This is a genomic window from Pseudomonas sp. NPDC087336, from assembly GCF_044744285.1.
Lineage (GTDB): Bacteria > Pseudomonadota > Gammaproteobacteria > Pseudomonadales > Pseudomonadaceae > Aquipseudomonas.
The window spans coordinates 2,092-2,974 of sequence record NZ_JBIUYA010000069.1 but is presented as its reverse complement, the minus strand read 5'-3'; the positions used below and the strand labels follow the sequence as shown (position 1 = coordinate 2,974).

Sequence of the window (883 nt, the reverse complement as noted above, 5' to 3'; positions counted from 1 at the left end):
CGCCGGCGGCGCCCCCGCCCCGGGCCCCCCCCCCCCCCCCCCCCCCCCCCCCCCCCCCCCCCCCCCCCCCACAGCCGGGTCGGGGGGGGGGGGCGGCCCCTGGCCAAGTACATCGTCAACGAGATCCAGGACGTTTACCGTCTGCAAGGCGTGAAGATCAACGACAAGCACATCGAGACCATCCTGCGTCAGATGCTGCGTAAAGTTGAGATCGCTGAATCCGGCGATTCCAGTTTCATCAAGGGCGACCAGATGGAATTGACTCACGTTCTGGTAGAGAACGAGCGTTTGAGCGGCGAAGACAAATTTGTCTCCAAGTTCACTCGCGTTCTGCTGGGTATCACCAAGGCGTCGTTGTCCACCGAATCGTTCATCTCGGCGGCTTCCTTCCAGGAAACCACCCGTGTACTGACCGAGGCGGCGGTTACCGGCAAGCGCGACTACCTGCGCGGCCTGAAAGAAAACGTGGTCGTGGGTCGTCTGATCCCGGCCGGTACCGGTCTGGCTTATCACAGCGAGCGTAAGCGCCGCCGTGATGCAGACAAACCGTTGCGCGTGAGCGCCAGTGAAGTGGAAGCTGCACTGACCGAAGCGCTGAACTCGAGCGGTAACTGAGTTCTGCGGTAAATGAGCAGGGGCCCTGGTCACTCCGTTCATCGAATCGAGACAATTTGTCGAGGTTTGACGGGCGGGGAGGTCGGGGCCTTGCCTTGACTGGGGACAAGATCCTCTTTAGACTCTTGTACCCCTAAATTTGGCGGGAATTCGTTCCTGCCATTTTGCTTTTCTTGCAAGACAATAGCGTCTCAAGACAACAGTGGATCTAGTAGATGGCAACTATCAACCAGCTGGTACGTCAGCCGCGTAAGCGTATCGTCGAGTA

Annotated in this window: 1 pseudogene; it reads left to right on the top strand. The window is 59.7% G+C overall.

Annotated features, from left to right (window positions below):
• Nucleotides 1-87: 87 nt before the first annotated feature.
• Nucleotides 88-615, top strand: a pseudogene (locus ACIO0C_RS31155) (DNA-directed RNA polymerase subunit beta'); the annotation flags it as partial.
• Nucleotides 616-883 lie beyond the last annotated feature (268 nt).